General features: G+C 36.2%; 20 protein-coding genes, 1 tRNA gene and 1 pseudogene. 6 read left to right on the forward strand and 16 right to left on the reverse strand.

Features of this window, described 5'->3' with window-relative positions; all coding sequences use genetic code 11:
- Window positions 1-239 precede the first annotated feature (239 nt).
- The gene (locus HVS_RS15310) at window positions 240-2,273 is read left to right on the forward strand and encodes a serine hydrolase (RefSeq protein ID WP_101303698.1); all 2,034 of its coding nucleotides are present in this window, start codon (window positions 240-242) and stop codon (window positions 2,271-2,273) included.
- Between the two features lie 56 nt (window positions 2,274-2,329).
- Here HVS_RS15310 and HVS_RS15315 read toward each other — a convergent pair whose 3' ends face one another.
- Entirely contained in the window at window positions 2,330-4,390 is a 2,061-nt protein-coding gene (locus HVS_RS15315; RefSeq protein WP_101303700.1) for a radical SAM protein, read from the reverse strand.
- Between the two features lie 13 nt (window positions 4,391-4,403).
- On the reverse strand, window positions 4,404-5,303 hold the full coding sequence (locus HVS_RS15320) for a hypothetical protein (protein WP_235827405.1): 900 nt from the start codon (window positions 5,301-5,303) through the stop codon (window positions 4,404-4,406).
- A 399-nt stretch (window positions 5,304-5,702) separates the two neighbouring features.
- Here HVS_RS15320 and HVS_RS15325 point away from each other — a divergent pair, with 399 nt between their 5' ends.
- Complete coding sequence (locus HVS_RS15325; RefSeq protein WP_101303702.1) at window positions 5,703-6,437, forward strand: metal-dependent hydrolase; 735 nt, start codon at window positions 5,703-5,705, stop codon at window positions 6,435-6,437.
- Between the two features lie 6 nt (window positions 6,438-6,443).
- Here HVS_RS15325 and HVS_RS15330 read toward each other — a convergent pair whose 3' ends face one another.
- Both HVS_RS15330 and HVS_RS15335 read right to left on the reverse strand, forming a co-directional pair.
- Window positions 6,444-7,196, reverse strand: a complete 753-nt coding sequence (locus tag HVS_RS15330; protein WP_101303704.1) for a peptidylprolyl isomerase — start codon at window positions 7,194-7,196, stop codon at window positions 6,444-6,446.
- 33 nt (window positions 7,197-7,229) lie between these two features.
- A tRNA-Ser gene (locus HVS_RS15335) sits at window positions 7,230-7,321 on the reverse strand.
- Window positions 7,322-7,531: 210 nt separating this feature from the next.
- On the opposite strand from HVS_RS15335, the gene HVS_RS15340 reads away from it, so the two are divergent.
- Complete coding sequence (locus tag HVS_RS15340; RefSeq protein ID WP_101303705.1) at window positions 7,532-8,065, forward strand: hypothetical protein; 534 nt, start codon at window positions 7,532-7,534, stop codon at window positions 8,063-8,065.
- A gap of 330 nt (window positions 8,066-8,395) precedes the next feature.
- On the opposite strand, the gene HVS_RS15345 is transcribed toward HVS_RS15340, so the two are convergent.
- The 6 genes from HVS_RS15345 to HVS_RS15370 all read right to left on the reverse strand — a co-directional run bounded on the left by HVS_RS15345 (window position 8,396) and on the right by HVS_RS15370 (window position 14,947).
- Entirely contained in the window at window positions 8,396-9,694 is a 1,299-nt protein-coding gene (locus HVS_RS15345) for an IS91 family transposase (protein ID WP_101303707.1), read from the reverse strand.
- Between the two features lie 140 nt (window positions 9,695-9,834).
- A complete protein-coding gene (locus tag HVS_RS15350; protein ID WP_101303709.1) occupies window positions 9,835-10,722 on the reverse strand; it encodes a LamG domain-containing protein in 888 nt (295 codons plus the stop codon).
- 575 nt (window positions 10,723-11,297) lie between these two features.
- A complete protein-coding gene (locus HVS_RS15355) occupies window positions 11,298-12,737 on the reverse strand; it encodes an ISLre2 family transposase (RefSeq protein ID WP_242971550.1) in 1,440 nt (479 codons plus the stop codon).
- 208 nt (window positions 12,738-12,945) lie between these two features.
- Window positions 12,946-13,227: a hypothetical protein gene (locus tag HVS_RS15360; protein WP_101303711.1), complete on the reverse strand. Its 282-nt coding sequence runs from the start codon at window positions 13,225-13,227 to the stop codon at window positions 12,946-12,948.
- Between the two features lie 121 nt (window positions 13,228-13,348).
- Window positions 13,349-14,536 carry a S1C family serine protease gene (locus HVS_RS15365; protein ID WP_101303713.1) on the reverse strand — a complete coding sequence of 396 codons (1,188 nt, stop codon included), beginning with the start codon at window positions 14,534-14,536 and terminating at the stop codon, window positions 13,349-13,351.
- Window positions 14,537-14,734: 198 nt separating this feature from the next.
- Entirely contained in the window at window positions 14,735-14,947 is a 213-nt protein-coding gene (locus HVS_RS15370; RefSeq protein WP_101303715.1) for a DUF951 domain-containing protein, read from the reverse strand.
- 265 nt (window positions 14,948-15,212) lie between these two features.
- On the opposite strand from HVS_RS15370, the gene HVS_RS15375 reads away from it, so the two are divergent.
- Together HVS_RS15375 and HVS_RS15380 are read left to right on the forward strand one after the other, a co-directional pair.
- Window positions 15,213-15,752, forward strand: a complete 540-nt coding sequence (locus HVS_RS15375) for a COG2426 family protein (RefSeq protein ID WP_101303717.1) — start codon at window positions 15,213-15,215, stop codon at window positions 15,750-15,752.
- A gap of 157 nt (window positions 15,753-15,909) precedes the next feature.
- Complete coding sequence (locus HVS_RS15380) at window positions 15,910-17,181, forward strand: M14 family metallopeptidase (RefSeq protein ID WP_101303719.1); 1,272 nt, start codon at window positions 15,910-15,912, stop codon at window positions 17,179-17,181.
- A gap of 146 nt (window positions 17,182-17,327) precedes the next feature.
- Here the strand turns inward: HVS_RS15380 and HVS_RS15385 are convergent, their stop codons facing one another.
- Window positions 17,328-19,262: a DNA topoisomerase 3 gene (locus tag HVS_RS15385; RefSeq protein ID WP_101303721.1), complete on the reverse strand. Its 1,935-nt coding sequence runs from the start codon at window positions 19,260-19,262 to the stop codon at window positions 17,328-17,330.
- 78 nt (window positions 19,263-19,340) lie between these two features.
- Entirely contained in the window at window positions 19,341-20,174 is an 834-nt protein-coding gene (locus tag HVS_RS15390) for a sporulation peptidase YabG (protein WP_101303723.1), read from the reverse strand.
- A gap of 184 nt (window positions 20,175-20,358) precedes the next feature.
- On the opposite strand from HVS_RS15390, the gene HVS_RS15395 reads away from it, so the two are divergent.
- Complete coding sequence (locus HVS_RS15395) at window positions 20,359-20,739, forward strand: desulfoferrodoxin (protein ID WP_101303725.1); 381 nt, start codon at window positions 20,359-20,361, stop codon at window positions 20,737-20,739.
- Between the two features lie 120 nt (window positions 20,740-20,859).
- On the opposite strand, the gene HVS_RS17665 is transcribed toward HVS_RS15395, so the two are convergent.
- From HVS_RS17665 to zwf, 4 genes and pseudogenes are all read right to left on the reverse strand, one after another.
- Complete coding sequence (locus tag HVS_RS17665) at window positions 20,860-23,691, reverse strand: rhamnogalacturonan lyase family protein (RefSeq protein ID WP_108593949.1); 2,832 nt, start codon at window positions 23,689-23,691, stop codon at window positions 20,860-20,862.
- A gap of 692 nt (window positions 23,692-24,383) precedes the next feature.
- Window positions 24,384-24,464: pseudogene (locus HVS_RS17790) on the reverse strand (transposase); the annotation flags it as partial.
- A gap of 7 nt (window positions 24,465-24,471) precedes the next feature.
- On the reverse strand, window positions 24,472-25,086 hold the full coding sequence (locus tag HVS_RS15405) for a cyclase family protein (RefSeq protein ID WP_101303727.1): 615 nt from the start codon (window positions 25,084-25,086) through the stop codon (window positions 24,472-24,474).
- Window positions 25,087-25,232: 146 nt separating this feature from the next.
- On the reverse strand, window positions 25,233-26,711 hold the full coding sequence (gene zwf, locus HVS_RS15410) for a glucose-6-phosphate dehydrogenase (RefSeq protein WP_101303729.1): 1,479 nt from the start codon (window positions 26,709-26,711) through the stop codon (window positions 25,233-25,235).
- Between the last annotated feature and the right edge of the window lie 123 nt (window positions 26,712-26,834).

Below are 26,834 nucleotides of genomic sequence, written 5' to 3' on the forward strand. Positions count from 1 at the left end.
CAAAATCATGTTTTTAAAAAACAATTTGTATCATGTTATTGCTACATATTATTACTTTCGACATAATAATACTTATTGTAACATATGTTTTTTTTACTATCAATTAAAAAATATATTTACCACCCATTTTACACCCTGTGTTAGAAATTAACATCCCATTTGCAGGGATGAAAGCTTGTTTTTTATGCCTTTTCAGTGTTAATATAAAAGAAATACTTTGATTTAAAGGAGCGTAAAAGATGGCTAAAAAATTAATTACTATTCTGACGGTACTGGCAATAATTATGTCCCTTATGAGTTTTCAAGTGGTGGCAAACTCTCAGGACATAGTTGTGAAAATTGACGGACAAGCGGTAGACTTTCCGGATGCAAAGCCCTTTATAAACGAAGATTCCAGAACTCTTTGCCCTGTAAGATTTATTGCTGAAAATTTAGGGGCTGAAGTTGAATGGAACGGTGCCAATAAAACTGTACTGATTACCAAAGAATCCACTGAAATTTTACTTACAATAGGTAAAAATACAGCTTTAGTTAACGGTACTGAAAAAGACTTTGACACGGTGCCTCAGATTTTTGAAAACAGGACTTATGTACCTTTAAGGTTTATAAGTGAAGCTTTTAACATGGATGTTGACTGGGATGCTAATACAAGGACGGTATTAATATCAACACCTTTTGACGATACTTTAACTTTACCGGAACACTTTGACAGGTACCTTTCTGCAATGGAGAAAAACAGGGGCTTTAACGGCGCCGTTTTAATTGCAAAGGATGATGAAATACTGTTTACCAAAGGCTACGGCTATTCAGATATTGAAAATAATATAAAACACACATCCAAAACAAAGTTTGCCATTGGAGAACTTACAAAAACATTTACTGCAATGGCAGTAATGCAGCTTCATGAGAAAAAACTTTTGAACATAGAAGATAAAATTTCAAAGTATATACCAGATATGGCTTATGGCGATAATATTACCATTAAGCATCTTATTACCCATACTTCCGGTATAGTAAATTATACCGATATAATCGGCATGATTGAAATTGAACCTGAAAAATTAAATAAAGAAATCATTATTGACCTTATAAAAAATTATCCTCCTATTTTCGAACCTGGTACAGACTGGCAGTACAACAATTCCGGGTACGTGCTTTTAGGTCATATTATTGAAGAGGTAAGCGGCCTTACTTTGGAAGAATATTTTAAAGAAAATATATTCAAACCTTTAAAAATGAATGATACAGGTGTTTATTCCGAAAGTGATATAAAAGACCTGGCTAAAGGCTATTTTGGATTTTTAGAGCTAAAACCCTTAGAGGACAATGAAACCATTATAAAAACCACTTATGCTTCAGGCTATATGTATTCAACGGTGGAAGATTTGTTTAAGTGGGACCTAGCACTTAAAACTGACAAACTTGTCAAGCAGGAAACCCTTGATATGATTTTTGACGTTCATGTAAAGGATGATTTCTTCCCAGGTGGTTTCGGTCTCGGATGGTTTATTTTTAAATCTGAAGATTTTGGGGACATAATATACCATCCCGGAACAATAAACGGATTTACTTGTTATATGTCAAGATATGTAGATGAAAATTATACCATTATAGTGGCAATAAATAAAGATAATTACAATTATGATGCTGTAGCTGAAGTTTTGTTTAGAATTTTAAATAAAAAGAATTATCAAATGCCGGCTGAAATTAAAGAAATAAAACCCGACCCAGAAGTTTTGGAAAAATACACCGGACTTTATGAGCACTCCAGTGGAGCCAACATTGCCATTACAAAAAGTGAAAACCAACTTTACGCCCAGCTTCCCGGCCAGGATAAGGCTGAAATATACCCCATGTCAGAAACGGAGTTTTTCTATAAAGTGATAGAAGCCTACATCACTTTTACAAAAGATGATACCGGAAATATAACAGGTCTTCAGTTTAAACAGGGAGATATAGTTATAGATACGGTAAAAACCGATGTTGCTTTAAAAGAGAAGAAAATTGCAGAAGTGGACCCTGAAATTTATAAAGAATATGCAGGGGAATATGAGTTTGAAACAGGTCTTGTACTGACGGTTTCAACGGAAGACGACAGGATTTTTGCCCAAATAACCGGGCATTTATATTTAGAAATATTCCCAATGTCAGAAACGGAATTTTTCTATGAAGATTATGAAGTAGTGATTGAATTTGTAAAAGGTGAGGACGGCAGTGTAAAAGGCTTAATATTTAAAGAATTTGGCGAAGAATATGTTTTAGTCAAAAAATAATTATAATTTTAAAATAAATTTAAAATAAAAGAGACGGGTGAAGTACCCGTCCTTTTTTATTTTGTTTCACTTAAAATCTTTCTTGCTGTCCCTAAAGCAGTCATGAAAATATCTATGCAGTCGTTTTTCTTTGTATGATAACCCGCCGGGACTTTGTCAGGGTTTTGGCGGATGACAATTACCTCCGCCTGCAGGTCCATTTGAAATTCCACAATAATTTTTTTATTCTTGGATATTTTGTTTATGTAATTTTTTAGTCCATAGCCAGGTTTTGCAGGAATAACACAGTAAAAATAAGGGTACTGAGCTGTCTGGACTTTATTCATACTAATTTGTGCTTGAAGTCCGTAAAAATCAGAAGGCATGCCGTCAAAAAAAACGGTAAACCGTGCATCAATGGGAATGGTTTTGCCATCTTTGTCCCTGGCAAGCTTTAATGCAGGTTTGAAGCTTTCACCTTCCTTTTTTACACTTTGAAAACATTTTTCCATTTCTTTGATAATGCCTGCTTTTTGTTTAAGTCCACTCTGTCTGAATGCCTGCTTAGTCCCGTTAAACCATAAGGGCAGCAGGAGAATTGCCGAATCAATTAAAATTATTTTGGCTATTTGGAAATTTTCAAAAAACTCCTCTAAAATCACAGATAAAACCACTATCACAAAGCCTGTAAGTATAAAACCAAGTATCCCTTTTCCATTGGTAATGTCAAAAAAGTCTCTTTTCCACTTCGATATGTTATCATCTATTTTTTCTATTTCATTAATGCGCTCCATATCCACTGCTGTCCACTCTTCAGCTAAGTCTAATTCCTGAATGTTAATCCTGCCGTTATATCCTTTCATCAGATTTAGCAAAGTGGCACATACCAGAAAAACAACACCCGAAGAAGCAGTAAATGTTAAAAACTGAAATGCAAACCCTACTAATATAAGCATCGAGTACATGGTCATCCTGGTGGTGTAAGGAATGCTTTTAAAAATATAAAATTGTACACTGTCTTGTTCTTTATGAGAAGGCCAGCTTGAACAGGGTAGTACATTTCCCACAGGGTCTACAGACAACAGCCCCTCACATGCACTGCAGCCCTTATTCCCCAGCCCTGCAGTCAGTGGATTAAAAAGACATATGGGAGTGGGGGAGTACCACATAAATTCTACACCTGCTCTTTCTGCTTCCTTCATTAAAGCCGTCACCAGCTTGCCTATACCGGCATAACTTACTTTAAGCTTCTCATCCCCGCCCCGGCCTGCCGGAATTACTAAATTGGCGGAAAACCTGTCTGCGCCAATTTCTTTGCAAAAGTAAGGATATTTCATTAAACTGTCTTTATTTAAACTACAAATTGTCATATGAGGGTGTACAACTATACCTGCTTCCTTTAAGGCTTTAAAACCTTCTACAGATTTTTCATGTGAACCGGGTATCCCTGTAATATTATCATGTTCTAAACTGTTTGCAGACTCAATGCTCACCTGGGCTGAGGAAAGTCCCATGCGAGCAAGCTCCTTTGCCTTTCGCGGGGTAATAAGTGTTCCGTTGGTAATAAGGTTAACCCTCATTTTGTTTTTCTTTGAAGCATACTTTATGAGTTTGGGAAGGTCTTTGTTTAAAAGTGGCTCCCCACCTGTAAAGGAGACACTTGGCACTTCTGCTTCATAGCGGATAATATCCAAAACTTTTTTAAACCCTTCTATATCAAGGGAAGCCTTTCTGTCCTTTGTACAGCTTGCGTAGCAAAAACGGCATTTTATATTGCAGCTGTAGGTAAGTGCCACCTCTGACAAAACAGGAAGTTCAATATACCCAAGGTTAAATTCCACCCTTCTTACAGCATCGGTTTTGTAATTTTCACAAACTTCCCCGTTCCACACCCTTAAAAAATCTACAAAAAACCTCTCTAATTGGTTTTCTGCCTCCGGAAAATCAGCCCTGACCTTTATAAAGTCCAAAACCGAACCCCCGTTTAAAATGTGGGCTACAACCCTTGCACCGGTTGTATTAAGCTTAAAGGCCTCATTGGGCATTCTGATTAAAACATTGTCGCTAAGGCGCATATAAACATATGGCTTTATTCTTTTTAAAAATTCATCCACCCAGGCAAGCTTATGCTTCTTCATCTGGCACCTCCGCTTACACAAGCAGAATGGCAGGCGGAGTGACAAGCTGAGTGGCATGCAGAATGACATGCCGAATGGCACGCCGAGTGACAGGCTGAGTGGCATGCATCATGGCAGGCAGAATGGCATGCAAATACACCTGTCTTTGAATCCATAATTGAACCAAATGATCAATACCGGTAAAAATCTCCTCTGAAATGTACTGTTGGATTTTAAAAGAATAGTTTTTTGGCACATTATCTTTATGAAGCTGTACCTGCACCCAGTACGTCCCGTCTATCATTTCCACTTTGTAGTCTATAAGGTATTCCTTATTCATCCACTCCTCTGTTGCAAAATTATGGCTCAGCAAAAATTCTTCCACTTCTTCCCTTGAAGCAGATTTACGTGGATACTCTAAGGGGTAATTTATCCTGACGGTATAATGATCCATTTTCTCATCCCACTCACTGGGCGCCCAGTGAAATACCACTAATTTGTGACCATCCCGGGAGGTGGTTTTAGCCAGATACCCTGCCCTCGCCATATCTGCCATAAACCTGAACTTGTATGTGAGATGTTTTCCCCCAAGCCTTTTTTCACCGGCATTTATAATGTCGTATTTTCCTCCCCCTAGATCCACTATATCAATACCATAAGAAGTATTGTCATCAGTTATAACCCATGCATTTTCAAAATCAAAAACAGGTTTTATCCTGTCAAATCCCCCCATGGTAAATGCCAGCATAGTCTTGCCTTCCACCAAATTATACCGTACGGTGTAAGAAACAAGGGCATCCCCGTCAGGAAACAGGATTATGTCAGTTTCCACAAAGCCAAGATTTGCAATATCAGATGCCTCCACTTTTACTGTAAACGGAATTGTGAAAACAATTAATATTAACAGACAATATACTAAAAATTTTTTTATCATAACATGCCACCTTTAAAATTATTTATATTTATTTTGATTTATTTAATAATTAATATTTATTTGTGTAATTTGTGTTTATTCGAAAATTGTTTATAAAAATTTTTATATAAATGTTAAATTTGTTAATTCTAATTATTAGTATAGGTTTTTTTAAATTTCATGTCAACAAAATCCCCCTTCAAAGCTTTACAGCACTTTTCAAAACATTTCACTAATACTATAATATTAATAGGTATTGACTAAATTAATTGTATTTATAATTGTACTCATAATGTTACTTATATTTGCATTTGCTATATTGCTATAAGCCACTATCTAATAAGTAACTATATATAAATAACTTATAAATAACTACATATGAAAAATGTTTAGTTAAAATACTTTAGATAAGGAGAAAAAATGAAAGGACATACCCATGCACTTATAGGTCTTGCTGCAGCAAGTTTTTTGCCGCTTGCAGAAAATGCCGCTGCAACTGAAAAATTACTTCCATATGCTTTTGCCTTTACCGGTTCTCTCATATGTGATATAGATACGGGCAAATCAACTATTTCCGGTGCATTCAGCCCTGTAAAGCAAAAATACATAAAGGCGGCGGTAAACTTTATATTTGCACTTTTTATGATTATAGGGGCACTTTTTCTAAGAGGCAGTGAGTACATATATTTATTTTTGGTGTTGGTAATTTTAGGTGGACTAAATCTCAACAACATATCATCTAAAATTTTTAATGGCATAAAAAAAGCCGTGGTAATACTAATCTCATTGTCATTAGTTACGGCAGGCTTCTTTTTCAGGCACATACCCTTAGTGCTGCTGGGATTGTACTTGCTGTCATTACTTCTGTCAACCCACAGAGGATATTCCCACTCTTTTATAGCTGTAGTTTTAGCCTTTGTTATATTGAGATATACTTTTAGATTTTATGGCATATTTGACTATTCACTAAGTTTTTGTGTTGGCATGTCAAGCCACATATTAGGAGACATGTGTACACAAAGAGGGGTAAGCCTACTATTTCCTGTTAATAAAAAGTATTCTTTCCCCCTGACTTTTAAAACAGGCAGCATAATAGAATGGGTTTTCTGCATCATTTCAGTTTTTATACTATTAAATTCAGCTCTTTTTTCATAAAAATAATTATATAAATATTTCAATTTTATACTTATTCTGCAACTCTTCAACTTTGCTAAAATAAATTTCTTCCTGTTTTCTTAAAATTAACTCTCTTTTTACTATATCTTTAGCTTCTGCAAAGGATAGCTGCATTGCTTCCCTTCTTCCCGTCCTCTTTATAATATGGTATCCAAATTTGGTCTTTACAGGTTTTTTGGTAATTTCATCTTTTTCTAAAGTAAATGCCACCTGTTCAAATTCCGGAACGGTTCTTCCCCTTGGGAAAAATCCTAAATCCCCGCCCCTTTCCTTTGACGGGCACATGGAATATTTCTTTGCAGCCTCTTCAAACTTCAAACCGCTTTCCAATTCAGAAATAATTTTATTTGCTGTTTCCTCATCCTTAACAAGGATGTGACTGGCTTTTATGGTCTCCGGCTGAATGTATCTTTGTTTGTTTTTTTCGTAAAATTCTTGCATCTCTTCTTCACTTACAACTATCGCATTTAAAAATTTATCTATGGCATATCTTCTAAGTAAAGCTGCCTTTGTCTTTTCAACTTCTTCAATATAGTCAGCTTCCTTATCCAGTCCTCTTTCTACAGCATCTAAGTAAAAAAGTTCCTGCTGTGCCAACTGGGTTACCAGCTTCTTTATACCTCCGGGACCGGCAAATTCGGCTTTAGCTCTGTTGTCCACATGTTTTAAAACCTCTTCCACTTCTCTTTTTGTAATTTCCCTGTCCCCAACTTTAGCAACTACCTGATTATTACTCATAAAAAAAAACTCCTTCTGTTAAGAATAAATAATTGGCGGAGAGAGTGGGATTCGAACCCACGGAACGCCAATGACGTTCTCTTGATTTCGAGTCAAGCGCCTTCGACCAGCTCAGCCATCTCTCCACTTACTTTAAACTCTCTGCTTACTTAAAACATTCTAACATGAACACATATTAAAATGCAATACCTATATGTAAAGTGCGGTTTTGACTTTTTTAAGTAATATACTAAAAATGTGAAATTGATTTAATTAAGTTTATTGATATTTTGCCGGCAAAATAGACATAAAACAATTTTATACAGTATGAAGATTAAAGTTTTTATAAGCTTACAATGAAGAATAACGGCATACGGATAATGGCAGGTTCCCCTGATGAGTACAAGTTCCATATGAAATTATTCCTGCAATATGTCACCAAAGAGCAGGCTGATTCCCTGATTGAGCAGAATGTCCAGGCATTTGGAGATTTTTGCTGGGTTGATTTTGAAAATGAAAAACAACTGGATTCGGTAACAAAAGAGGAACTTGCCAGACTGCTATACATGAGTCATATGAAAGAACCTTTAGACTCCTTTAAAATAGACAGTCTGATAAATGAATACGCTTATTTATGTCATGACGACGGTATATGGAACAACACATATTTATGCGATATATCGCAATATAAGAGTGTTTTGAACTATAAAGTGTCACAGGCATTAAAAAAATCAGGAAAAGAAAACATGGACGGAAATATCGTTAACGAATTGTTTGAAATGTGCACGGACGGACTGTTAATAGATTTACAGGAAGTTCAAACCGATGAAATCGGTATATATATATACTCAATGGCATCAGCACATTGGATGATTTGGAAAATGCCGTAACTTCTTTGAGAGAACGCGGGTGTGACAAAAAGGTGAAATATGATTTAAAATGTAATATGTGGAAATTAATCTGATGACGGTCGACTGTTGTCTGCTTCTTTAAGGATGTAACAAATTTTGTGTATGAATGAATAATTAAATTCCTTCTTATATTGACAAAAAGCCAATGAACTTATCGCCCTATCGGGCGGACTTTTTTAATCCACACATTCATATGTTAAGCATGAACAAATGGGACATTCAAGTACGGGCATTAACCCCCTTGAACATTTTGTCCTTTTCTTAGTCCAACCGAAAGCCACATCTACATTGGCCTCATTCATTGTGTTCTCAAAGTGACAATGAGAACATCGATATTTGTAATATTCTGGTGCACCCCCGAAGGGTACATCCTCCTCTATCTCTTGGTTTAGAATATTTTTCATACTTTCCCTGTCTGATATTTTTCTCTTCGTCATATATTACTCCATATATCGGATGCCATATTTTCCATACTTTCATTTCACTCCCGCAAAAAGGACACTTTAACGGGTCCTTCCCACTACTTTCTTTATATCTTTGTCTATAATTCCTAGATTCAATTACTTCATAAACTCCTTGTACTGCTTTACAAAAGTTCTTAAGACCTTCTTTTATCACTTGACTCCATTTTTCATATGTTTTTGTTGCCTGCAAACCATAATATCTTATACGTTGAAATCCCTTCGGAAGTATATGCTGTACCATACGACCTATAAAGGTCAACACATCCAAACTCTCTTCTTTTCTAGCTTTTGTTTCATGATCATTATACCAATATGTTACTGTTTCACCGTCATATCTGATGATTCTCCTTACACTGATTGGTGGTGATGCCATGTACTTTGCCAAATATTTTGCAATACCTTTTGCTTTCTCAGGTGCTTCCCCCTTACTTACATTTGCAACAAATCCCTTTGTATATAACTTATACAAATTGTCTACCATTTTATTCATCTCTTTGGTGGGTACTTGTTCTCTTATCATGTTCAATAAATGATACTGCCATTTCGTATGGATAATCTCAAAAGGCAGGTACCCCAATTCCTTCCACTCTTTCCTCTCTTCATTTATTCCTCCACTTGTCAAAAGTATATGCAAGTGGGGATTATAGTGTCCTGATCTTCCATGGGTTTGCAGCACCATTATCATGCCTATTTTCACTTTCCTTTTTACTGCTGTTCCTACTACTTCTTCCACACATCTGTAGCCTGTACGCATTAATTCAGACAATATTTTCCCGTTATGTCTATCCTTATAAAATACTTCTCTTAATTGCTCTGGAATTGTCAGCACCACATGTCGGTACTTCATTCCAGACCTTAGCATCTTACTAACTTGGCTTACTACTTCATCTGTATAAACTTTTGAACACGAAAGACAAAAACAACTTTTACAGGTAAATGGTATACGCCTCATCCCCTGTCCGCATTCCATACATCTATACTCCGTATATCCTCCCTGCTCTGACCCACATAGCAATGTCTTTTTTATAACTTCTTCATAATACGGTTTGTTATACGATGGGTACTTCTTTTTGAAGTCTTCCCAGTTCTCTTCTATTATCTGCTTAAATATATTCTTGTCTTTCTTTTCTTCTTCTGTTATCACTTTTATTCTTAAAAACTATAACCCACCTTTTATACATATATTCCACTTTATTTTATACAAATTTTGCAATCCAATCAACAATTTTATTTCTCTGACATGTATTTTTTACCTACTAAGACCAAAGGCTAAAATGCAAATTCCTATACTATTAAATTATCTTTACCTAATTTTTTTGACTTAATCTCCAAGTTGTCCGGAACATCATCTACAGGCAGTTGTTCTCTTGCCTCATTATAGAGTTGTTGCACCTCATCAGAAGATAATGTACGGTTATAAATTCTCAAATCATCAATGCACCCTTTAAAATATCCTTCTGAGCCCGCCGGATAAGCATTAGTTCCTATAACCAACGGTAAATCATTATTGCATATTTCTCCAGATGCAGATCTTTTTATTTTTAATATACCGTTAACGTAAAGCCTGATTTCATTTCCGTCAAATGTTTCCGTAATTAAATCATAATCACTTATAAAAGTACTTCCTTTTGAAGTTTCATCACTCAAATCAAAATACTCATTGCCAACATTTATTTGTGTAAAATATTCTCTTTCATTTGTTGTTCCAAGCAAAACTTCTATATCATTTTTACTTCCATGTTTGGATAATATATTAGATGAACTGTTATTTTTATAGGGGGACACCCAAAGAGAAATAGTCCTGTGGGAAGAATTCATTTCTAAATCATCAATGTAAACGTAACCATTTCCATCAAGTTCAATACCCTTTCCAAAGACTCCGTCAATATAGTCCACGCTTCCTGAAACAGTTGCGTTATTATTATTTATAAGGTCAGTGGTATTTCCATCAAATATATACCATGCTATTAATCCTGTATCTGAATCTTCAACAAGAATTTCTATCTCTTCTTCACTATTGTCATCTTCCAAACCCGTGGGCAATACAACATCGGTTTCTAAACTATTTTGAGAATCATCTCCCACCTCTGCATTTTCTATCTGGATTTCATTATCTGTTTGAGATTTGTGGTTGTAAAATTCATCCACAGCAAATGATTGTACAAAAAACACTACCCCTTCGATACATCATTATATTCCAAGCTATACCAATTGTAAAGGAGATTTTCTACTACGATAGCGTCAATTTATTGTAGGAAAAAGAAAAGTAGATGGCATCCCATTTTTTATACAACTATTTCAAATAACGGTCTCTTAGTAACGAGAGTATTTTGCATAATTTGCATGCTGAGCTAATTATTTTCTTTTATAACTCCTCTAACTTATTCTCTATTATACCATATAACTCTTTCTTCCTATAAAGAATCCATTTTACTCAATGATTGTCACAAATCAGTACGTTTTGTTATCTATGTTCCTTCACATTTTAACGCTACTTTTAAAAGAAAAAAGTATTTCTATTGTACCATTTTCCATTTTGTCAAGGCTAAAACAAGCGGGCAAAGCCCGGCCTTGACAAGTAGTAGGGCTCCGCGGGTCATGGTACTAAAGTTTTGCTTTTTTCTTTTCTTTTTCTTTTTTTATGTTTTTTTTTTTTTCTTTGTCTTTTTTCCAGATATGTATAATTCCTATTGGATAGGCTTACTTGTAAACTTTCCCGTAATTTTTGCTTTATTATTACCTCATCCCTATCCGCATATACCTATAATACGCCTTAATTCTTTATATAAACCAGTTTTACACCCCTTATGAATAACAGTTAAATTACTATTCCATACACTCTCATACCTGTTTGATGACTTCTTTAATTCCTTAATTAATTTTTCCTGAATTTCTTGCCTACTAGCTGCTAACTTTTTTTGTTTTTGTGCCATAACTATGTCATATACCTTACCGCCATTCTTCTTGTATATTATCAGCTTTGACATCTTTTCTACACCTTTTCTCGACCAGCCTTTAGGTCTTGAACTTAAACGGGATGAAAATACATGACTCACATGACCTTCAGCACTACAACCCACTATTCCTCTGTTTGACCTTATTTCTATACCATCCCAATTATTTAAAATATATCGCTTTGCATTTTTTATAGCCTTTATTTTACTTTCATTATCGCCTGTCTTTTCGATTATCTTTTTAAAAACCTTTGTTAGCATTTTTTTATCAGATAAATTCAAAGCCTCCTGTAAATCTTGGCTTATTGCTTCATCATTTAAATGTGTGGTCGCAACTCTTACGTATTTTTGAAGATGGTATCTATCAAGTACAAATTTACTTTTTGAAAGACAGTTAACTCCTTGCCTTATCCATGACGCCCCATCTCCTGATATATACACCGTCTCTAAAAAATCAACGTCATATTGTTTATATATGTATTCCGATACTTCAAGCCACAAATCTTCTGAATTCTTATACACTCCCCCAAAATATCGAACATTCTTTAATACTTTTCTCTTCTTATTACTTTTTTCAAAGTCAATTCCCTCATGCACATATACAAGTTTTGGCATAATTGTATTTCTCTTGCCCTTCTCATTCTGTCTCAATATACTTTTTTGTTGTAATGCTACATGGTCCTCATCGGCCTCAACATACAATATTTTTACTTCTCTCTTTTTATCTACTTTTATTTCAGGCTCAACTATTTCAATATTATGTATTTTATTCATCACTGCTTGTTTGCTGATTTCATCAATATATGTCGCCTTTTCTCCTGCCTTTCTGTAGCTGCTGTCAGCTGCTTCATCTATTGCATTAATTACAACATCGGCACTTACTCTGTCATGTGGTTCTACACCTACAATCCTGTCGACTAGGTGTTGTCTATTACCATTTTCCTTATGCTTAAAATATGTCCTGTTATAACTTAGTGTTCCAAATGTCGTTAAAATAGCTGTTTTATCTTTTCTTATAATTTCCCAATACTGTTTCCTTATTTCACAGTTACGGAAATATTCATCCATATCTTCAAGCACTTCTTTAAGTATATCGCGTCCAAGTTTAAATAAATCTTCTTTTAGACCAAGAACAAGATCAGCTAAGTCTTTTCCTTCTTCAATAAAATTTTTTATCTTTTTTTCAATTCTTTTTACCCCAAATTCATTAAAATGTTGTATACTATTATACATAGAAGATGTCATCCTTTCTATTTATTATTTTTGCTTAATTAATATCTTAACAGGATGTCATCTTCTTTTCAATTATATATGGTATTTTATGTCTCATTCCCTACAATAACTTTACGCTAACTTCTACTACCATGCCTTTCATTCTTTATCTTCCTACTAACAAAAGAATGGTAATAACAAAACCCTGCCGCATATGAGCAGGGTTTTGTTAACTTTCACTTTTTGCTTCAACTTTTCCAACTCCGTATCCATAACAAAAGGACTGATACATTCCTGATACAATCAGTGAGCTTAAAAAATCCCTTTCTTCCCGGTCCAGCCCTCTGTCCATAATTTGCATAAATTCTCTTGTCTTACTCTCTGCAACAAGTTTCATAGCTTCCCTGGTACCGGGATATTCATGTTCTAGCTTGCACTTGGCCTGCCTTAAATACTCCCTTAAAATTTTCTCTAACTCACTTCTTTTATATAGTTTTTTATTTTTACCCAACTTTCTATCCTCCGTAAAGTTCTCTATTTATTGATACACCTGTAATTATTTCCACTTTTTCTACGGAAGATACCTTGTTTTTGTAGAAGTTACCATGCTTTTGTATGTTTTTTCATAGTATTTATCTGTTTTCCCCATAACCTTCTTTGGCTGCCAGTATAATTTCCACCTCTTTTGTCTCACCCTTGCTGTCATATATTACTGTCACTTTATCTCCAGGATCTTTAGAGTATATATAACTTCTTAATTCCATCATTGTATCAATTTCCCTTCCGTCAATATGGGTTATTATATCCCCTGTCCGTATCCCGCTTCTGTATGCAGGTCCGTTTTCATCTATATTGGCAACATATATCCCATGTTCTAAATCTATATTGCCGTCTAAATATTTTATCACTTCCCTGTCGTAGGCAAAAACCCCTATATAGGGCTCTATAAACTCACCGAAACTAACATATCTCTTAATAATGGGTTTTGCCACGTTTATGGGTATTGCAAACCCCATTCCCTCTGCACTGGCTACTTTTATTGTATTTATTCCTATAACCTCCCCTTTGGAATTTAACAAGGGTCCCCCACTGTTACCGGGGTTTATGCTGGCATCAGTCTGGATTAAATCCTCCATATAACTTGTTCCAAGGTCGGTGGTTATTTCAATGGTACGGTTTAATGCACTTATAATCCCTGATGTCACCGTTGTTTGAAATTGAAGTCCTAAAGGGTTTCCTATCGCTATGGCAGGTTCCCCCACCTTGAGCTTGCTTGCGTCCCCCAAAGGTACAGCCACGAGATCCGGGGCTTCTATTTTCACTATTGCCAGATCCAGTACTGGTTCACACCACACAGACACCCCTTCAATATTTCTTCCATCGGCCAGGGATACTATAATTTTTTTGTTTCTGCCTCCGACTACATGGTGATTTGTAAGAATATACCCTTCAGGGCTGACAATTACCCCGGAGCCTATTCCCCATTTCTGGGAAGCCCCTGTATCAAACAGGGCGTTGCTGTCAACTTTTAAAACCGATATCCCAACTACCCCCGGAGATGCATTTCTTGCAACATCTGCAACAAAATTGTTATCCTCTGAATATCCCACCTGAATATTCCTTGGAGGATTATCAGGATTCTCATCCATTTGAGTATTTTGTTTTTGTAAAGAAAAATCAGGATTTTTAGATACATTGTTTTTCGATATATAACTTGTAAGCCCAAAAATCATAACTAAGGCTATTGCTAAAGTTGTGAAAACCACCGTCAGCAATATCCTTGTAAAATTTTTGAATCTTTCTTTGCCATCACTAAACATAAAATCATCCTTTTAGGTTTTTATTTTTATTATCTCAATGAAAACCTAAAAGAATTCAACCTTAAAAAACACTATTTTGGGGATAATTCTCAATATGAATTTAATATATGTTTTAATAAGTCTTAATAAATATTAATCAAATAAGTCTAAATAAATATTATTAAAATATTATTAAGTACTATTAAATCTTAATAAATTTTAATTTTCTGTATCTTGGTTTTGTTTAGATTGTATAATTTTTTTTACGCTTTTTTCAAATTTTATCCTCGGAAGCATTACCTGGTGCCCGCAGCCTAAACATTTAATTTTAATATCTATCCCTAGCCTTGTAATTTCCCACTGTTTATTTCCACAAGGATGCTGCTTTTTTAACTCTACAATATCCCCTATGTAAAATTTAGGAACTGACATGATACCCCTCCCATAAAGTATACTAATTAGCATATCTTATTTCATTATTTAAAGCATATTTATATGTATATAAAAGTATATTTCTAAGTATATATAATTACCCTTTTTCTTTCAACGGTAAACAAGCATTGCAACTTAAGCTACAATATGGTATATTGTTAGAAGTTATTTTAATAACAAACTATTTGAAAAGGATACTTTGCACTTATTTTAAAATTTAAATATAAGTAAAGTACTATTAAAAGTGCTGTGTGGAGGATTTAAAATGGAAAAATTAATACCTTATGCTATTATTACTTTTATTTCAGCAATTCCTCTGATTGAGCAAAGGGGATCTATACCTATAGGAATTTTGCTTTTTAATTTAAACCCCGCTTTAGTTTTTTTAACTTGCCTTTTTGGAAGTTTAATACCTGCACCTATAATTCTTTTGTTATTTAATCCTATATTTAATTGGCTGAAAAAATTTAAGTTTTTAAACTGGTTTACAGGCTTTATAGAAAACAGACTTCAGAAAAACACACCTAAAATTGAAAAATATAAAGAAATTGGTCTTATTATATTTATTGGTATACCCCTTCCTACAACAGGTGTATGGACAGGATCAGCAGTGGCTGCTGTTTTAGGTCTTGATATGAAAAAGTCTCTTTTTTGTGCTTTATTAGGAGCCTTAATTTCAGCAATCATTCTCACAGTGCTGTCTTTCTTTGCTCCGGCAATACTAGGAAGTATAGGTATAGATATAGAAAATTTAGGGGATAAAATACGCTGGCTTTCTGAAAGCTCACTTAATTTTGTAGTTTAATTTCATAGTTTAATTCCATAGTTTAATTTCGTGGTTAATAATTTATTCTTTAGTGTGATAATTTATTATTCTTAGTGTAATAATTTAAATTTCATGAACAAAAACAGTACCACCTTAATATGCTATATAATAGCTAATATTTTGAAGGTGGTACTAAATGGAGACTTTAAGACTTGGGTCAACAGGACCAAATGTAAAACTTATTCAAAGCCTTTTAATAAAACTGGGATATTCACCCGGTCAAATAGACGGTGTCTATGGTTCCCAAACCCAAAGAGCGGTTATTGATTTTCAAAGGGATAACGGTCTTACCCCCGATGGTATTGTGAGGGAAAGAACGTGGAATGTGTTTTTAAAGTTTTTAAGAGGATACGATATTTATACCGTCAGGTCAGGGGATACCCTTTACAATATCGCCGGAAGGTACAATACCACGCTAAATACAATTATAACTGCAAACCCGGGGATAAACCCAAACCTTATATATCCCGGACAGCAGATAGTTGTCCCCTATAACATAGAAGTGGTTTTTACCGACATTGATTATACATATGAGATACTGGAAAGAGACATAGAAGGCCTGAAAGCTAGGTATCCTTTTCTGGAAACAGGCTCCATTGGCACAAGTGTTTTAGGTAAAAACCTATACTATTTAAAATTGGGAAACGGACCTAATGAAGTCTTTTACAACAGTGCACACCACTCCCTTGAATGGATTACCAGCCCGCTGGTTATGAAATTTGCCGAAAACTTTCTAAAGGCATACTCTGAAGGCGGTCAGATAAGGGGATATGATATAGCTGATATATGGAATAGGAGCAGCATATATATCGTCCCTATGGTAAATCCTGACGGAGTAGATCTGGTATTAAAAGGTCTTGATCCTTCATATCCTTTTTATGAACAGCTTCTTGCCTGGAATACCACCGGAAGGCCTTTTTCAGAAGTTTGGAATGCCAACATCCGTGGCGTTGATTTAAATAGAAATTATCCCGCCAGATGGGAACTGGGAAAAGCCCAGGAAGAAGAACTTGGCGTATACGGACCGGGACCTACAAGGTACGGCGGTCCATACCCTCTGTCAGAACCTGAGACAACGGCTATTGCAAATTTCACCAACCGGCGGGATTTCAGTCTGGTTATTTCATATCATTCACAAGGAAGGGTTATTTTCTGGTCTTTTTTGGACCTGGCTCCACCTGAATCTTTAGAAATTGCAAATCTCTTTGCAAGAGCCAGCGGTTATGAAGTTGCTGATGTTCCCCCTGAAGCTGCTTTTGCAGGCTATAAAGATTGGTTTATACAAGAATACCGCCGGCCAGGCTTTACAATTGAAGTGGGCTTAGGCAGAAATCCCCTTCCAATACAACAGTTCGATACAATATACAGAAACAATGAGGAAATCATGCTCTTAGCCCCATTGTTATAACAAAGGATATAACAGTTATAACATTGTTATATCCCCCTTAATGCATTAATTTTATAAAGGCTGCAGCTTGTATACTGATATGCTGCAGCCGTTTTTTTATTTTTCACAACTTACTACGTCCTAACTTGCTGCGCCTGGCAATCTGTTTAATAACTCCGGTTGATAATGCTGGCTAAGTTAAAGTTCCCCTTGCTTCTCTTAACTTTATCTATCGTCCTCATAATGTATTTATGAAGTTTTTCTTCAAAAATTTCTACCGTAGTTTCATTATTTTCTATCATGGCAAGACCTTTTTCCCAACTGGCAGTAAAGGAAGGGTTTAAAAGCTCCTTAGCAGTCCTTCTCACCACCTCAACTATTGCCTCCCCTTTCACTGTAGGGGTGACAACCTGGGTTTTAGGGTTTATATTTATATATCCTATGTCTTTTAGTTTCTTTATTATCCCCGCCCTTGTGGCTGAAGTTCCTATACCGGAAGTTTTTATTTGTTCCCTCAGTTCCTCATCTTCAATAAATTTCCCTGCCTTTTCCATTGTTATTATAAGGGAACCGTCTGTATAGCGGGAAGGGGGCTTTGTCTCCTTCTCATCCAAATCAAATGCCTCCACCTTGCAATTTTCATTTTTCTTTAAAAGGTGAATGGGTACATTTGTAGCGTCATCCTCTTTAGAGGATGTAACCTCATATACTTCTTTCCATCCCGGGTCTTCTAATGTCTTTGCGTTTGATACAAAAACTTCCTCATCAATATGCGTCTCAACCCTCACTGTATTGTAAACTGCCGGTGGATAAAAAATTGCCAAAAACCTTTTTACAATTAAATCATATATTTTTTTAGAATTGCTGTCCATCTTGTCCATATCAGCGGTAACATAAGTGGGTATAATTGCATAGTGGTCCGTTACCTTTTTATCATCAACAAACCTCTTTGTAGTCTTTTTTACCCTAAGCTCCCCAAATTCTTTAATTCTTGAAACATTTTCCTTGTAATCGGGATTCTTAAAAAGCCCGTTTAATACCTTCGGCACTTCTGCCAGTACATCTGTAGAAATCACCCTGCAGTCTGTCCTGGGATAGGTTATTAGCTTTCTCTCATAGAGCTTTTGGGCAATTTCAAGGGTTTTTTCCACCGGAAGTTTAAATTTTTTATTTGCTTCCGACTGAAGCTCTGCAAGGTTAAAAAGAAGGGGCGGCTGCTCTCTCTTTTTTTTGATATCAACTTTTTTAATTTGTGCCACCTTACCCTTTAGCCTTTCAATAACCTCTTCTGCCTCTTTTTTTTCAATGTATTTTTCCTCATCATCCTTGTCTTTCTTTTGGGGCTGCCACTTTCCCTTATACTCAAGATTGCTTTTTCCGGATAAAAAACTTGCAGTTATTCCATAATGTTTTTTGGGCACAAAATTTCTTATTTCCTGTTCCCTGTCCACAACAAGACCCAAAACACATGTCATAACCCTTCCAACGGCAATAACCGAGGACTTTTCCTCCTTTACTACATTTGATACCGTCCTTCCGTACATGCATGTATAAATCCTGCTAAAATTCATACCAAAAAGCCAGTCTTCCTTTGCCCTGCAGTATGCAGCATCAGAAAGGGAATTGTATTCATTTATGTCCTTTGCATTTTTAATTCCCTCCCTGATTGCTTCTTCTGTCTGGGAAGAAATCCACACCCTCTTTGCAGGCTTGGCAGAACCACTGTGTTCATACACAAGCCTGTAGATATACTCACCTTCACGCCCGCTATCGGTACATGCGTATATTAAATCAATATCTTCCCTTGTCATCAATGCCTTTATGGTCTCAAACTGTTTCTTTACACCATCATTATCAATGACAACATACTTATACTCTTTAGGAATTATGGGAAGGTGCTCTATTCTCCACTGTTTGTATATGGGATCATATTCGTCGGGAAGAGCCAATGTAATAAGATGACCAAAACACCAGGTCACTACAGAATCATCCGACTCTGCAAAACCTCTTTTCCTGTCCCGGGGTGTTATCTTTATGCCAAGGACTTCTGCAAAACTTGATGCCACAGAAGGTTTTTCCGTTATATATAAACTTTTACCCAAAGCTTCCTCCTTGATTGCCTTTCTTTTTATTTATTTTACAACAACCCCTATAGAAAGACAAGGCAAAAGCACATACCGTTACACAACAGTCAATCGTCCCCTTGTTTTTATTCCCCCTATACCAGCGCTTCCTGAAATAATAATACTTGCCACTTCTTCAGGAGTTACATAATTCCTTCTGTCTGTAAGAGCCACTTTTTCCGATAATAATGCAGGGTCTAGTGCATTAATATTTATCCTGCCGGGTGAACTTGCAAAATTTGCCCCTGCCTCCATTATCGCCTCAAAATAAGACTGGCAAGCTCCTGCAAATATACATAATTTATCAGGATCCTTTTGATACCGCCTTGCTTCTTTAACACTTTGAACATAATATTTTGAATTTCTGTAATTCTCAATATTGTTCAAATTGCTTTTTCCCTTTTTTATACCGTCATGCCCTGTTATAACAAGTATATCCGGCTTTACCCGCATCAAAGCCTGTCTTATTATGCCTGGTTGGTTTTTCTCAGCCACAACATATCCCTTACTCTTTATACCGGCTTCCTTGTACAGCTTGGTACACATATTCAAAAACCTGCTGCTTGAATCAATGTGCAAAATTGTTCCCGGTATTTTTCTCAAACGGTATATTCCAAATATTCTTCCTAAATAGTTTCTGCTTACATGAGCTTTTGTTAAAGCATTTTTCCTTGCTCTCATAAGCTCCGCTCTTAAGTTTAATTCCACATTCCGAACATCTTCTTTTAACAGGTCTTCCTCATGGGCATCCGCTTCTATTCTGTAAAACACCCCTTTTAAAACATATTCTGTATTACGTAATTCATCTTGCCTTATCCCGGCTACTGTAAAATATATATCTTTTCCATAAGATTTTCTAACTACTATATCCCCTATGTCAAATTTTGCCATGAACATCTCTCCAAAATAAATTTACATACTGCATAATATGCAAATGAATAATTAAATGGGAACACATTATGACGACTTTTGTTTTGAATTTTTATATTTTAAAAAAATGTTTACGGTATGAACTATTGGGTATAAACATTATGAAGGAAGAGAATTTTTATTTTTTTTGAAAGGAGCTGTCAATATGAGATCTAAAATAGCATTTTTCAGATGTGAAGTCTGTGGGAACCTTGTAGAGCTTATAAATAATGGTGGAGGAGAACTTGTATGCTGTGGCAAACCCATGGTAAAACTTGACCCGAATACCTTTGATGCTTCCACTGAAAAACACGTTCCCGCTGCTGAAAGAAAAGACGGAAAAATTTACGTTACAGTTGGCTCAGTAGAACATCCAATGACAGAAGAGCATTATATAGAGTGGATTGCCGTTGTATCTGATGATGGAATTGAAAGAATAGAACTTTCACCTGGAAATGAACCAAAAGCTGTTTTCCGTGACAGAAACAATGTAGATGTTTATGCTTACTGCAATCTTCACGGACTCTGGAAATCCAGTTTGGAATAGGGTTTGTTCTAAAAAGGTGAAATCCCTTGTTATTTACTTTATAAATAAGGGCTGTCTAAAAAGATTTAACACTTTTTAGACAGCCCTTATTCACATTTTAAAATCTACTTAAACACATTATTAATTTCTCCTAACCAGGTATATATGTGGAACCGGAGGTGCCTCCATGCCATGTCCTAAATAAAATCCCGGATGTGGCGGCTGATTATAAGCTACATTTTGCCATGCAATGCTCAGCCTGTAAATGGGGTCGTGCATAAGCGTGTATATCCTTTGGTCTGTTAGATGCGTAGTTGTGTATATTCTAAGGGCATTGTCATTATTTGTTCTAAATATTACTTCTTCCCTCCAGTCACCTAATATGTCTGCACTTAAACCCGGGGTTGATTTTGTTCCGTTATTGGAGGAACATCCAACTGCAGTGAATATATTGTAAGTCCTGTTGTTATTCCAATCCCACTTATCTATTCTGTTGCTGTCCAACAGCTCTCTCAAAAGGTCCCCATCCCACCATATTGCAAAGTTTGTAGATGAAGGAGTAGCGGTGGTAATTCTCTGACCTCTTGAGTTATAAAGGCCTCCGGATGTACTGCTCCAAAACTGGTAACCAATATGCCTAGGGTCAATATTTGCTGCAAGTCCCCTTCCTGTATCACCTGTGCCTATTGAAAATATCAACTGTCCTGTACGGGCATCCCTGACAGTGGCTCCATATTGGGGTGGGTTTTCGTGAATCTGGTAGTACTCCAGCCCCGGTCTGTCAGGTATTAAGTCAGACAAATGACCTGCATCCCCATGTCCCCATCCTGTTGTATAAAGTCCTTTTCCGTCGTGATCCACTGCCATTGCACCATAAATAATTTCATCGCAGCCATCCCCGTCAACATCACCTACACTGAGATTGTGATTTCCCTGACCGGTATAGCCATTTCCTGCGGTATTGCTGTCAAATGTCCAAAGGTGGGTAAGCTTTCCGTCACGCCAGTTAAATGCTGCTAAAACAGTTCTGGTGTAGTAACCACGGCACATTACAATGCTTGGTCTTTCACCGTCAAGATATGCAACTGCTGCAAGGAAGCGGTCACATCTGTTTCCGTAGTTATCCCCCCAGTCTGTAACCCTTCCCCTTGGAGGTATGTAATTGATGGTTTCAAGAGCGGCTCCCGTCAAACCATCAAAAACAGTTAAATACTCAGGACCGTCCAAAACAAATCCTTCCCCGTTGCGGTAATCTGCATAAGGATTGCCTATTACATTGCCCCTTCCGTCCCTTGTGCCGTCACCTGTCTTCATTACAACTTCAGCTCTTCCGTCGCCGTCAAAATCATATACAAGAAATTGGGTGTAGTGGGCACCGGCACGGATATTTCTGCCTAAATCTATTCTCCAAAGGTGGGTACCATTAAGCTTATATGCGTCAATTATAACATTTCCTGTATGACCTGCCTGTGAATTGTCCTTTGCGTTTGACGGCTCCCATTTTAAAACCAGTTCATATTCACCATCACCGTCAAGGTCACCCACACTTATGTCATTAGGACTGTATGTATATGAAGAACCTCCTACACTTCCGCCGGCGGGTCGGTTTAACGGAATCTCCAGATAATTTTGATTCCATACACTTACAGTTTTTGATTTTTCCATTTCCCTGCCTTCTATAACCGGGCAAATGTAGTATTTTGAATTGCTGCTGCCAGATCTGTCCAGATAATTGGTGCTTGATGTAATTGGATTGGAGTTTATTTTTGTTCCATCCCTGTATATATTAAATGCAATATTTTGTGGATCAGTACCAAATAAGCGCCAGCTTATAAATACCCCATTGTCAGTTCTTACTGCAACCAGTCCACGGTCTAAGTATTCCATCTGTCTTCCTGAACCTGGCTCAGGTGTCGGCGGTGGAGGTGGAGGAGATGGTAATTCTATATCTCCGGTAGCTATAGCCAGATAAATAAGTGAATAGCTTGTGCCGTCATTTGAGTTTATTCCTAAATTAACTCTTTCTCCGGCAGATACCTTTTTACAATAAACTGTCATGGTCCTTTCCACAGTATCTGACTCTCTAACCTTTATAGAAAGACCGGTTTTTTCGTATTCTAACAACCATTGAGGTTTAACCAAAACCCTGTCAGAATGGGCTATAAATACATAACCGTCTGTTTCAACTTCAAAAGATGCATAATTATCTAAGGACGTGTTGGCTCTTGAATTCATGGCCGGCTGAATCCAATCTGCCCCTGCCAGCTCCTGAGGCACGTATGATATTGTGTACTCCCTGTCGCCAAATGCTTTTTGTCCGGCACTTAAATTGTTCATGATTTTCCAATTATTCCTGTTTTCCGCATCGTAAACAGTTAAATTTTTAATTGACTGCCTGCCTGGCTGAGGATTTGTATTTCCTTCAACCGGAAACTTATCTATTATTTCTAAAAGATAACGTCCCATAAAAACCGCATCGGCAGAATTAACCGTTCCATCACCGTTTAAATCCGCCCTTATCAGTCCATCTTGTGTAGGGAATGTCTTTGTCACTTCTAAAACATATCTTTGAAGAAGGGAGTAATCTATAGTGTTAACTTCCCCGTCACCGTTTAAATCCCCATATATTCTTTGGGAGTTTTTGTTATGGGAATCGTTATTGCCTCCTGAAGGCACAGGGGTATTTTCGTTGTAGCCAAAACCCTCCAGGGCAATGGTGGGTCTGCCGTCACTGTTCCATGCACCTTTCCTGTAGCCGGCATTTTTTAAGATATCCAATATATCTCTTTTATTGCCGTTTTTGTCATACCACACATAGCCCTGTGCTTCCATTCCGGGTACCCAGCTTATGTCCGCCCCTTTTGCAAAGGAAGCCGCTTTTACGGGTGCAGGGCTAAAGTAGCTTGTCACCCCAATTAACAAAGCCATACATAAAATCATTGCTAACCATTGCGAAATACTTTTTTTTAACATACATTACCCTCCCAAAATAAAATTTATATTAAAATCAATAAGTGTCATTTGAAAAATGCAAACCATGGCATGCTGTGGCAATTTGTATCATCTATACTACAAGACGAAACATTGTTATATGAATAAATTTTTCAGGAATTAAAAATAAAGCATATTTTAAAAAACGGATACTGCATGGATATCGTAGAACTTAGCATATTCAGATACTGTCTCAAAATTGCAGGACATAGTAATATTGTAGGACATAGTAATTATGTATAAATAGAATTTTAAATTTATAACATAACCGATATTTAAATGTAAGATAATTATACCATATTTCAATATCAACTGCATTAGTATGGCAAAAATTTCTTTTGTTTTTATCTTCATAAAATAAGAAACATAATTCGAAAATAATATCCCTTTGTATAAAATTCTTATATGTCGACAAACTATTATCAAATAATACATAACGAAAAGAGATTATAGAATATGAATATAACCTGTCGGCGCCATAATCGTCGGTCGTGCAAATACACGAACATCAACCAATATACGGACTTATTTGATCTTCAGCTATGAAGAGGACAATTCGGTCAGTTACATTGCTTTCGAGGCTACAAATTCACCCTTTAGGGCAAGTAAATTTGCCAAGGAATTTAATGCCGAAGGAAAAACGGAAAAAAAGATAGAGTTATAAATAAAGATGGTTGGTGTATTATGCATCTTTGTATCTCCTCCACAGGAAATACAGCATTTATAGCTTCTTTCAGTCCTGTAAGCCAATCCACAGCTTTATTATTTTATTAATACCACTCTTGCAGGGGCACCGTCAGCATTTAGGATATTTAAGGGAAGAGCATACATCATATAGTCTCCCTCTTCTATTTCTTTAAGCCTCAAGCCTTCTATAATAATTGCCCCGCTTCCAATTATAGTATTATGTGTAGGATGTCCTCCCTGGTCTCTTTCTATGCCCAATGCATCAATTCCCACACCTTTTACATTTAAACCTGCCAGGTATTCTGCACCACTTTTTTCAAGAAAAACAAATCCGTCTCCAAAATCATCGGTATAAGAATTGTCTGTTTTTAAAAGAACAAAGCTGCCCCTTTCAATTTCCTTTTTTCTAAGATCAGCCTCTGTAATCTTTTCCAGTCCTGTCATGTCCAGCACCCTGCATTTTGTTATAAGCCTTTGGATATCTATACTCTCCACAGCACTTCCGTCTTTAAAAACATGTAAGGGGGCATCTATATGAGTACCTGTATGAAGGTTCATGGTTATTTCCGATTCATTAATGCCATCCTCTTCAAAATTTCTAACCCTTTTTACAGACGGTCTTTTGGATTCACGGTTTTTATAAACCGTCATATTTTCATGTATTGCCATAGAGACGTCAAATATCTTCATGAAATCTCCTCCCTTTGTCTAAAACCCTTCTTATATTTCTAAAGGTTTTTATATTTTTAAAGGTTTTTAAAAAGTTTTTTTATTTTAATGCTTTATTTTAAACTCTTTAATTTTAATTCTTTTATCCCAACAAAGATCTGTTTTTGTTAAATAAAAGTGTCCCACCATATTCTGCCATCCCTTTCTAAAAGCTCTGCAGCTTCCACAGGACCTTTAGAACCTGCCGCATAGTTTGGAAAGTTAGGCTCTATTCCCTCAAAGGATTCACTAATGCTCTTTTCAAACTTCCAGGAACATTCCAATTCATCCCACCTGGTAAAAATAGAGGAGTTATTTCTTATTGCCTCCAGTATAATTTGTTCATAGGCTTCCGGGGAATTATAATCCGCTCTGCAGGAATGACAGTAATCCGCTTTTACAGGTTCTATTAAGTCAATTCCCGGGCTTTTTGCATTTATCTGAAAAAACACACCTTCCTCCGGCTGAATTTTTATCACCAAAAGGTTAGGTTTCCCATTATTTAAATTTTTATAAAAATTTATCCCGGGAAGCTTTTTAAACTGGACAATTATCCGGGTTGTTTTTTTATCAAGTCTTTTTCCCGTCTTAACATAAAACGGCACCCCTGCCCACCTGAAATTATCCACATTTATTTTAAGGGCAATAAATGTGTCTGTATTTGAATTTTCAGAAACCCTCTCCTCTTCCCTATATGCCGGAACTTCCACACCACCTATAATTCCTCTTCCATACTGCCCCCTAACAATATTCTTTTGTGCACTTTCTTTGTCAAATAATCTTAATGATTTTAACACCTTAACTTTTTCGTTTCTTATGGATTCCGGCTCCAAATCCACAGGGGGCTCCATAGCTATAAGGGCAAGCATTTGAAGAATGTGGTTTTGAAGCATGTCTTTAACAACTCCTGTGCTGTCATAATACCCACCCCTGTTTTCCACACCTATTGTTTCAGTTGATATAATCTGGATATTGTCAATATAATGGTGATTCCACAAAGGCTCAAAAATGGAATTGCCAAATCTTATAGAAAGAATATTTTGTATCATTTCTTTTCCAAGGTAGTGGTCTACCCTGAATATCTTTTTCTCAGGAATTATTTTTGTTATGGCCGCATTTAGCTTTCCGGCGCTTTCAAGACTAAAACCAAAGGGTTTTTCAATCATAATTCTCTGAAAACCCGTATCCCTTTCAATAAGATTGTATTTTTTAAGGTTTTTAATGATAATTTCAAAAAGCCCGGGTGCCACTGCCAGATAAAAAATCCTGTCGTGGCAGTTTTCTAAAATTTTAGCCAAATCATTGTATCCTCTTTCTTCATCTTCGAAATCAAACCTGCAGTAATTAATTTTTTCAGCAAATGCTTCCCAGTCATCCTTTTTTACTTTATGCCTTGAATAAGCTTTTACAAACTCCAAAAGTTCTTCTTTAAATTCTATTACATCTTTATTTCTTCTCCCTACCAAAACAATGGAAATTTCATCTGAAATTCTTTTTTCTTTTACAAGGGAAAACAGAGCCGGAATAAGCTTTCTTTTGGTTAAATCACCTGTCCCGCCAAATATAGCAAAAGCCAGCGGAGTATTATGATAAAATCCACTCTTCATGTCAATCCCCCATTATTTTTAGTCGCTAAATTTGTCGCTAAATTTATCATTGACTTATTGTTTTAAGTTATTATCTTTGACCTACTGTCTTTGACATATTATTAATTTATTATTTTTGACTTA

The sequence above is a fragment of the Acetivibrio saccincola genome (assembly GCF_002844395.1).
Classification (GTDB): domain Bacteria; phylum Bacillota; class Clostridia; order Acetivibrionales; family Acetivibrionaceae; genus Herbivorax; species Herbivorax saccincola.

What these genes read in the sequence shown, in the direction of transcription:
- HVS_RS15310 (WP_101303698.1), top strand. Translation starts at nt 240, where the DNA reads ATGGCTAAAAAATTAATTACTATTCTGACGGTACTGGCAATAATTATG.
- HVS_RS15315 (WP_101303700.1), bottom strand. Translation starts at nt 4,390, where the DNA reads ATGAAGAAGCATAAGCTTGCCTGGGTGGATGAATTTTTAAAAAGAATA.
- HVS_RS15320 (WP_235827405.1), bottom strand. Translation starts at nt 5,303, where the DNA reads ATGATAAAAAAATTTTTAGTATATTGTCTGTTAATATTAATTGTTTTC.
- HVS_RS15325 (WP_101303702.1), top strand. Translation starts at nt 5,703, where the DNA reads ATGAAAGGACATACCCATGCACTTATAGGTCTTGCTGCAGCAAGTTTT.
- HVS_RS15330 (WP_101303704.1), bottom strand. Translation starts at nt 7,196, where the DNA reads ATGAGTAATAATCAGGTAGTTGCTAAAGTTGGGGACAGGGAAATTACA.
- HVS_RS15340 (WP_101303705.1), top strand. Translation starts at nt 7,532, where the DNA reads ATGAAGAATAACGGCATACGGATAATGGCAGGTTCCCCTGATGAGTAC.
- HVS_RS15355 (WP_242971550.1), bottom strand. Translation starts at nt 12,737, where the DNA reads ATGTATAATAGTATACAACATTTTAATGAATTTGGGGTAAAAAGAATT.
- HVS_RS15365 (WP_101303713.1), bottom strand. Translation starts at nt 14,536, where the DNA reads ATGTTTAGTGATGGCAAAGAAAGATTCAAAAATTTTACAAGGATATTG.
- HVS_RS15370 (WP_101303715.1), bottom strand. Translation starts at nt 14,947, where the DNA reads ATGTCAGTTCCTAAATTTTACATAGGGGATATTGTAGAGTTAAAAAAG.
- HVS_RS15375 (WP_101303717.1), top strand. Translation starts at nt 15,213, where the DNA reads ATGGAAAAATTAATACCTTATGCTATTATTACTTTTATTTCAGCAATT.
- HVS_RS15380 (WP_101303719.1), top strand. Translation starts at nt 15,910, where the DNA reads ATGGAGACTTTAAGACTTGGGTCAACAGGACCAAATGTAAAACTTATT.
- HVS_RS15390 (WP_101303723.1), bottom strand. Translation starts at nt 20,174, where the DNA reads ATGGCAAAATTTGACATAGGGGATATAGTAGTTAGAAAATCTTATGGA.
- HVS_RS15395 (WP_101303725.1), top strand. Translation starts at nt 20,359, where the DNA reads ATGAGATCTAAAATAGCATTTTTCAGATGTGAAGTCTGTGGGAACCTT.
- HVS_RS17665 (WP_108593949.1), bottom strand. Translation starts at nt 23,691, where the DNA reads ATGTTAAAAAAAAGTATTTCGCAATGGTTAGCAATGATTTTATGTATG.
- HVS_RS15405 (WP_101303727.1), bottom strand. Translation starts at nt 25,086, where the DNA reads ATGAAGATATTTGACGTCTCTATGGCAATACATGAAAATATGACGGTT.
- zwf (WP_101303729.1), bottom strand. Translation starts at nt 26,711, where the DNA reads ATGAAGAGTGGATTTTATCATAATACTCCGCTGGCTTTTGCTATATTT.